This window comes from Testudinibacter sp. 'clade 2' (assembly GCF_006227735.1).
In the GTDB taxonomy this organism is placed as follows: Bacteria; Pseudomonadota; Gammaproteobacteria; order Enterobacterales; family Pasteurellaceae; genus Chelonobacter.
Window position 1 is genome coordinate 1 of record NZ_VDHB01000085.1, and the last position, 7,615, is coordinate 7,615.

A 7,615-nucleotide genomic window follows, 5' to 3' on the forward strand; every position below is an offset into this window, starting at 1 on the left:
AGAATGACTAAACTTCACGGCTTTTGCCTTATTTATTGGCGAAAAGAGGGGCGAAAAAGCGTCTATAGCTCAAATTATAAACAAAGATCAACAGACCCTAATCACCATGAAAAAAACCATTTTAATCACCGGCTGCTCCAGCGGCATTGGCTATGCAACCGCACTTTACCTTCAACAGCACGATTGGCAAGTGATCGCCAGTTGTCGCAAGGCGGAAGATGTGGCTCGTTTGCAGCAAGAGGGGCTGGAATGTGTGCAACTGGACATCACCGATTTACAACAAATCCAACAGGTTATACAACAGATCAGCGCAAACCGCACTTTAGATGCGATTTTCTGTAATGCCGGATACGGACAAACCGGTGCGGTAGAAGATATCAGCCACAGCGCATTACAACAGCAGTTTGCAACCAATGTGTTCGGCACTTGGGACTGCATTCGCTATGCGATGGCGGTTTTCCGTCAACAAGGTCACGGACGGATTATCGTCAACAGCAGCATTTTAGGCTTTGCCGCCATGCCATGGCGTGGTGCGTATAACAGCAGTAAATTCGCCCTGGAAGGCTTATGCGACACCTTGCGTACTGAATTGCGCGGCAGCAGGATTTTTGTCAGCCTGCTACAACCCGGTCCGATCCGCAGCCGCTTTCGCCCCAATGCCTTGGCGAAATTTGAGCAACATATTGATTGGCAAAATAGTGTGCATCGCAACGCCTATCAGCAACAGCTACAGCGTTTAAATGCCAGCGGCAATGCCAATCCGTTTACCCTGCCAGCTGAAGCCTGTGCCAAAGCAGTTTTGCGCTGTCTTGAAAGTAATTCGCCCAAACCGCGTTACCGGGTCACTTTTCCAACCAAACTGTATTGGTGGCTGCGTCGTCTGTTGCCGACCCGCACATTTGACTGGATGAATTGGAAAGGCGGCAACCAATAATTCGATACTCTTGGTATTTGACGCTATGATTGCCTAGCACTATTCGCCTAGAATTTTGCGAGTATTCTCATCCGTTTCAATTTGAATTTTATGCTCGACTTCCACATTCATATTAATGGTAATCCCCTCTTTAGGGGTTTCCAATTGAATTTTCGGCACGCAAGCGACGGTAAAAAATACGGCAAACAGCAGCCCCACGCACTGCTTCGGGTTTAACATAATAATTCCCTTTAATTTCATTGGTTTTGATTTTCCTGATTCTGTTTTTGGTAAAGTCGATATTCCAGCTGCTGCTGTAGCTCTGAACCAAAATTAATAGAATCCCACAAATCAAATGCATTCTCTTTATGGTTATAATTCAAGAAGATCGGATTTTGCAGCGCATTGTTGGCTTTAATTTTCGCATTCATCAAACCGGTACCGTCTGTCAATAGATTCACCTTGATATTCGAATCGTAAACATCCATGGTTTCCATCAAATTGGTCAGAATCCGTTCGGTAATGCCGCCGCCCTGCTCGATTTTGCGTATTAATTCATCGCTTAAATGAATGCGCCAATCATTGCCCTGTTCAATCACGCCGTCACAAATAATACAGTCTGAATTTTCGATCCAAAACGGCAACTTGGCATTCACTTTACCACGCATTTCTAACTGATTATATTGCATTAACTGCAAAATCTCAGCCAATTCAATGCCATTTAAGCGCAAATAGGCTGGATTATGCTGCGGCAAAGAGAATTTGTCCACATTCAGTTCACCGCCTAGCAGTCTTAGATGCAGCTTTGTCAATGACAGCGGATATTGACGGCTGTAGGGATAATAGCCCTGTAGTTGTAGTGACACATCATTTAACCGCACGCCGTTATCCAACTGCGCGATTTTGATCTCAACCGGCTGTTTTACGCCCAATTGGAAATGTTGATCCTGATAGCGGTACGGCAATGAGAAGTTGATACCGCTGATCGCGCCGTTTGGCAGCGAAATACTGCCGTTTTGAATCGCAATATGTCCCCCGGCAACCAAACCGTTTTGCGGTGTAATCGAAAATGCAGTTTGTCCACGAATCGTGCCACGTTGAATCAGCCAGTTCCAGCGCTTTGGAAACAGTGGTTGAAATACATCGGAGGATTGTTGCGGCCAGTAAATGTTACCACGTAACATACCGTCTTGATAACTGGAAAATAAGCGGATCGGCCCCAAACGATCAGCTTTCAACTCGCTTTTTAAATTCAGATCCGAGAAATCTTTTCCGTCGAGCGTTACGCTGATATCCGGCTGTAAAATTTGCCCGCCGTAATCCAAGCGAATATGCGGTGTTTTCACCGATAACGCTCCACTGATTTGCTGCTGTTGATAATCCCATAACAGGTTTTGCGACAAGGACAATTGCAAAGCGCCAACCTGCACTCCCGGCAAGGTGAAGCGTTGCAAATCGCCGTCCAACAGCTGAATGTTCAGCAAGCTGTCCTGCCAAAAGCCACGACCACGCAGATTGACCGCACTTTTCAGGCTCGGTATTTTGGCGTTGCCCCAAAAATTCCAGTTCCAACGATTCGTGGCAGAGGTTTCCGACAGTTGAATTACTTCCTGTGCCGAACGAATATTAAAAATAGAATGAATGCCGGCAATAAATTCATTCGCCCGCCCGTCAAGGTGCAACTCAATTTGTTCAAATTGTCGGGTTTTACCCTTCAAAATCGCTTGCAACCGCCCTTTGACCCCATACTGCCCGACCACTACGCCTGCCAGCGGCAAACGCAGCTCTTCGATATCGATGTATTCAGTATTGCCGGTCATACGCAACAACGAGCCGCTTAAAAAACGCAACAATGGTCGGTATAAATCCCCTTCAAGCCGCATTGGCAGATTGGTATAAAAAATACTGTCGAAGGATTTCACTTCGCCATTGACTTGCAGCGGAATATCCAACGATTGTCGATCAATTTTGCCGTCTAATCCTTGAATCACAACCTGCCCTTTGCCTTTGTCGCCGCTGGTCAGCAGCGACAACCGAAAATTGATATTCAGCGGGAAACTGTTCCAAAAAGCGCGGTTTTGAGCGGTTGGCTGTAGGTCTAAATCAAGGAAGCCATTGAGCGGTTGCGGCAGCTGTTTTGCCCAATTGAAACGGGCTTTACTGATGTGTAGCCGTCCGTTTTTAATATCAAACGGCAGCGCCAGCAGTTGATGTTGCTCCTGATCAACCACTTCATACAGCTGCAACTGCGCTTGCTGCTGCTTCCAGTTTAACGTTATGCCGCCCTGCGGAATAATCACCTCCGGCGAACGCCAGTGATAATCCAGATCAGCGCTGAGGGGTAGCTGCTCGACGCTGTCTGCCAAATCAGCCGTTAATGTCACTTGATGGTGTTGTTGTTCATCAGGCTGATAAACCAACAATGCGGTTAATGTTTTATCAACTAAAATGCCATCCGCATTTGCCAACGCATAAGCTTGCCCGTCTTGATATTCGCTTACGCTCAATTGCAGACGCAGCTGATCATCTTGTCGCACCGCCTTAAGTCGGGTGCTGGCTGCAAGCAAGCGTTGCAGCTGTGGATTGTGCTCGGCTTGGCTATTTTGCCACTCAATATCGGCAATTTCCACTTCGCCCAGTGGCAATAAGGCAAACAGGCGTGTGAGAGTGAAAGGCGGCTGCTCGGTTGTTGTCGCCTCTTGTGCGATCATCTGTTGCAAACAGCTATAATCCAACCGCACTTGCTCAGAGAACAGTCTACGCTGTTGCCAAATAAAGCGAATTGGCGTGGTTTCTGTCAGTTGACAGCCGTGTTTTAAACTGGTCAACTGAATCTCCGGCAAGGTGATCGCTTGTCGATCAATTCTCAGGGGTTGATTCAGTTGAATTTGAAAATCCGGGGCAAGAAAATAGTTTGCGGTTTTTTGAATGCCATTGCCAAACAACAACCAAGCGACCATTGCCGCCAGCAACAGTAGCAAGGCGCAGCAGGCAATCAGACATTTTTTCCACATAACCAATGTTCACTCACAGTTAATTTTAGAGCGGCAAATAGGCCGACATCAGCAGCAACGGCAAACACAGGGTCAGCAACAGCAGGAGCGATAGCCAACGCAAATCCAGCACTTTTTGTTTTAAAATCAGCCAGAACAACAGGATGCCCAGCACTAAATGCAACGCAAAATACCCGGCAAAGGCACTGCTGCTGATGGTCGGCAGCAGCAAATTCACATGCAACGCCAATAAAATACCAACACTGTAAATTGCGTTGAGTAACAACGTTAACAGCATCAAACGTGGCAATAACGCCAGAAAGCCTTGCAAACGGTTGCGTGATAAACGCAGTTGCCAGTTCGCCACAATCAACCCCAGCAGCAATTGGCTGAACGGACTGTAAATTAACCCATCTTGCAACGGTAAATTCAGCAAAATCGCCACATAACAAAACAAGCCCAATATACCGCAAACCGTACCAAACAACAGAATGCCGCGCTGCAAGCGAATATCCTCTTTTGGTTGCTGCCATACCGTAATCAAAAGCAGTAGTGCCGCGCCGATCAACAGCGCCAATGGAATATAGCGTTTTGCTGCCATCGTACCAAGCAGCAATAAGCCAGCCCAATACAGTACCAACCACAAATTGACCTTAACCAAGCGAAAACGCTGCCCGTTGCAAATTTCGCCTTTAACAAATACGATTTGGATTGCTAATTGACAACTGAGCACGGCAAAGGAAAATATGGCAACAAAGCTCAACAAATGCTGTTGCAGATAAAAAAGTGCGGTTTCACTGGCAAGCAACACCATCACCGGCAGCAGCGCTAAAAACACAATCCGTGATTTGTTGTCGGTTTGATCTGACATAAAATACCCAACATGATAGAATAAATCGAAATTATTGATAATACGGCATTATAATGCCATATTGCCTATTCTGTTAACCATTCAGGAGTGAATTATGCGAATTTTACATACTATGCTACGTGTCGGCGATTTGGATCGCTCAATCAAATTTTATACCGAAGCGCTGGGAATGCGAGTGCTGCGTAAAAGCGAAAATACCGAATATCGCTATACGTTGGCATTTTTGGGTTACGATGATGAAGACAAAAGTGCGGTGTTGGAGCTGACCTATAATTGGGGTGTCACTGAATACGAATTAGGCACGGCCTATGGCCATATTGCTATCGGCACCGACGATATTTATGCCACCTGCGACAAAGTGCGGTCTGCCGGTGGCAACGTCACCCGTGAACCCGGTCCGGTCAAAGGCGGCACCACGGTGATTGCTTTTGTCGAAGATCCAGACGGTTACAAAGTTGAATTCATTGAAAATAAAAGCGCCAAAGCCGGTTTAGGCAATTAATTCGCTTAATTTATTCTCTCTTTGCCGGTGTGAATTCACACCGGTTTGATATTCCCGATACAGGATTTCTTTTGTGAGCACAACAGCACAATCCCCAACTCAAGCCGCTACTGAAACCGACTTCAATTTGTTGAAAAATCGTTTTCGGCAATATTTTCCGGTGATCATCGATATCGAAACCGCCGGATTTAACCCTAAAACCGATGCGCTGCTGGAAATCGCAGCCGTGACCTTAAAAATGGATCACGAGGGACTGTTGCAGCCGGATGAGAAATGCCATTTTCATGTTGAGCCGTTCCAAGGGGCAAACATCAACCCAGACTCACTCAAATTTAACGGCATTGATATTGAAAGCCCGTTGCGCGGCGCAGTCAGTGAAGAACATGCCTTGAGTGAAATTTTTAAGATGGTGCGCCGCACCCAAAAAGCCGCTGACTGCAAACGCTCAATTATTGTGGCGCACAATGCCGCCTTTGATCACGGCTTTCTAATGGCAGCGGCTGAGCGTTGCCAGTTGAAACGTAACCCATTCCATCCGTTTGGCACCTTTGATACCGCTACCCTCAGTGCTTTTATGTTCGGTAATAACGTATTAATTAAAGCCTGCCAAGCAGCAAATATTGCGTTTGACGCCAAACAAGCCCATTCTGCTTTATATGACACTGAAAAAACCGCAGAATTATTCTGTTTTATGGTGAATCGTTTAAAACAACTGGATGGATTTCGCTTATTTAATCTCGAAAACCAATAAATTGCAGAAATTTATTGCGCTTTGTTTTAGAATTCTATTTTATTTTACTTTTGCTATTTCTTTTTTTTAATTAAGGAACCAACCGTTATGTTACTCACCAACAATGTGGTGTTGTCGATTATTCTGTTATTGGCACTGAGCCTGATGCGGATTAATGTGGTCATCGCCCTGATTATTTCCGCACTGGCTGCCGGTTTGCTTGGCAACATGGACATTCAAACTACCGTAGCCACCTTTACCAACGGTTTAGGCGGTGGTGCTTCGGTCGCGATGAACTATGCTATTTTGGGTGCTTTTGCCGTGGCAATTTCCCGTTCCGGTTTGACTGATCTGCTTGCGGTGCAGGTGATCAAAAAACTGGGTAAACAACCTAGTGAAAAGGCGTTGTTCTGGTTTAAATATTTAGTGCTACTGCTATTGACCCTGTTTGCCGTCGCCTCACAAAACATCCTGCCGGTACACATTGCCTTTATTCCTATCGTGGTGCCGCCATTGCTGGACATCATGAACCGTCTGAAACTGGATCGCCGTGCCGTCGCCTGTGTGTTGACGTTCGGTTTAACTGCAACCTATATGATTTTGCCGGTCGGTTTCGGTAAGATTTTTATTGATAATATTCTGGTTACCAAAATTAATGAAGCGGGCGCAGCATTAGGCTTGCACACCACGGCTGCTCAAGTTTCTGCTTCGATGCTGATTCCGGTGTTGGGCATGATTCTAGGCTTGCTGATTGCAGTGTTCTACACCTATCGCAAACCACGCGAATATCTGGTTGCAACGCCTGAACCAACCGCAGATGATATTGAAGATCGAGTCAGTCAAATTAGTCGCTTTCATGTGGCAGTGAGCCTTTTAGCTATCGTACTCACCTTTGGTTTGCAGCTCTATACCGATTCGATTATTGTCGGCGGTTTGGTTGGCTTGATTATTTTCGCCTTGGGGGGCATTTTCAAATTAAAAGAGAGCAATGATCTGTTCCAGCAAGGCTTAAAATTGATGGCGATGATTGGCTTCGTGATGATCGCCGCCTCCGGTTTCGCCAATGTGATTCAAGAAACTCACGGCGTTGCGGCGTTGGTGCAAACCTTCAGCGAAACCATCGGCAGTGACAATAAAGGCTGGGCAGCATTGATTATGTTGTTGATCGGTCTGTTTATCACCATGGGAATCGGTTCTTCTTTCTCCACCGTGCCAATTATTGCTGCTATTTATGTACCGATTTGCATCAGTTTAGGCTTCTCTGAAATGGCGACCGTCTCGCTGGTTGCCGTATCCGCCGCCTTAGGTGACGCCGGCTCCCCGGCCTCCGACTCAACGCTGGGACCGACATCCGGTTTGAATATTGACGGCAAACATGACCACATCTGGGATTCAGTCGTGCCGACCTTTATCCACTTCAATATTCCCTTGGTTATTTTCGGCTGGATTGCCGCAATGGTGCTGTGATAACAACGCTCCCAAAAAACGAAGGCTGTTTTAACACTAAAACAGCCTTCATCACATTATTATTCAGTGCTACTACACCACCACCGATTAAAATTAAAAGGTGAAAATATAATATGGAACTTTTAATAAAGCCTTTCAT

The 7,615-nt window shown here is 46.1% G+C and carries 7 protein-coding genes; 4 read left to right on the forward strand and 3 right to left on the reverse strand.

Annotation, left to right across the window (positions count from 1 at the left end; genetic code table 11):
* Positions 1–106 precede the first annotated feature (106 nt).
* Entirely contained in the window at positions 107–934 is an 828-nt protein-coding gene (locus FHQ30_RS07630) for an SDR family NAD(P)-dependent oxidoreductase (protein ID WP_139610384.1), read from the forward strand.
* A 39-nt stretch (positions 935–973) separates the two neighbouring features.
* On the opposite strand, the gene FHQ30_RS07635 is transcribed toward FHQ30_RS07630, so the two are convergent.
* From FHQ30_RS07635 to FHQ30_RS07645, 3 genes are read right to left on the reverse strand one after another with little or no spacing between them, the layout of a single operon-like run.
* On the reverse strand, positions 974–1,153 hold the full coding sequence (locus tag FHQ30_RS07635) for a YnbE family lipoprotein (protein ID WP_132966449.1): 180 nt from the start codon (positions 1,151–1,153) through the stop codon (positions 974–976).
* Between the two features lie 17 nt (positions 1,154–1,170).
* Complete coding sequence (locus tag FHQ30_RS07640; protein WP_139610385.1) at positions 1,171–3,927, reverse strand: YdbH family protein; 2,757 nt, start codon at positions 3,925–3,927, stop codon at positions 1,171–1,173.
* A 25-nt stretch (positions 3,928–3,952) separates the two neighbouring features.
* Positions 3,953–4,777, reverse strand: coding sequence for an HI_1241 family integral membrane domain (locus FHQ30_RS07645; protein ID WP_139610386.1), 825 nt, complete (start codon positions 4,775–4,777; stop codon positions 3,953–3,955).
* Between the two features lie 94 nt (positions 4,778–4,871).
* Here FHQ30_RS07645 and gloA point away from each other — a divergent pair, with 94 nt between their 5' ends.
* From gloA to FHQ30_RS07660, 3 genes are all read left to right on the forward strand, one after another.
* Positions 4,872–5,279: a lactoylglutathione lyase gene (gloA, locus tag FHQ30_RS07650; protein WP_139610387.1), complete on the forward strand. Its 408-nt coding sequence runs from the start codon at positions 4,872–4,874 to the stop codon at positions 5,277–5,279.
* A gap of 73 nt (positions 5,280–5,352) precedes the next feature.
* Positions 5,353–6,030, forward strand: coding sequence for a ribonuclease T (gene rnt / locus FHQ30_RS07655; RefSeq protein WP_139610388.1), 678 nt, complete (start codon positions 5,353–5,355; stop codon positions 6,028–6,030).
* Between the two features lie 87 nt (positions 6,031–6,117).
* Entirely contained in the window at positions 6,118–7,476 is a 1,359-nt protein-coding gene (locus FHQ30_RS07660) for a Na+/H+ antiporter family protein (protein WP_139610389.1), read from the forward strand.
* Positions 7,477–7,615: the final 139 nt, after the last annotated feature.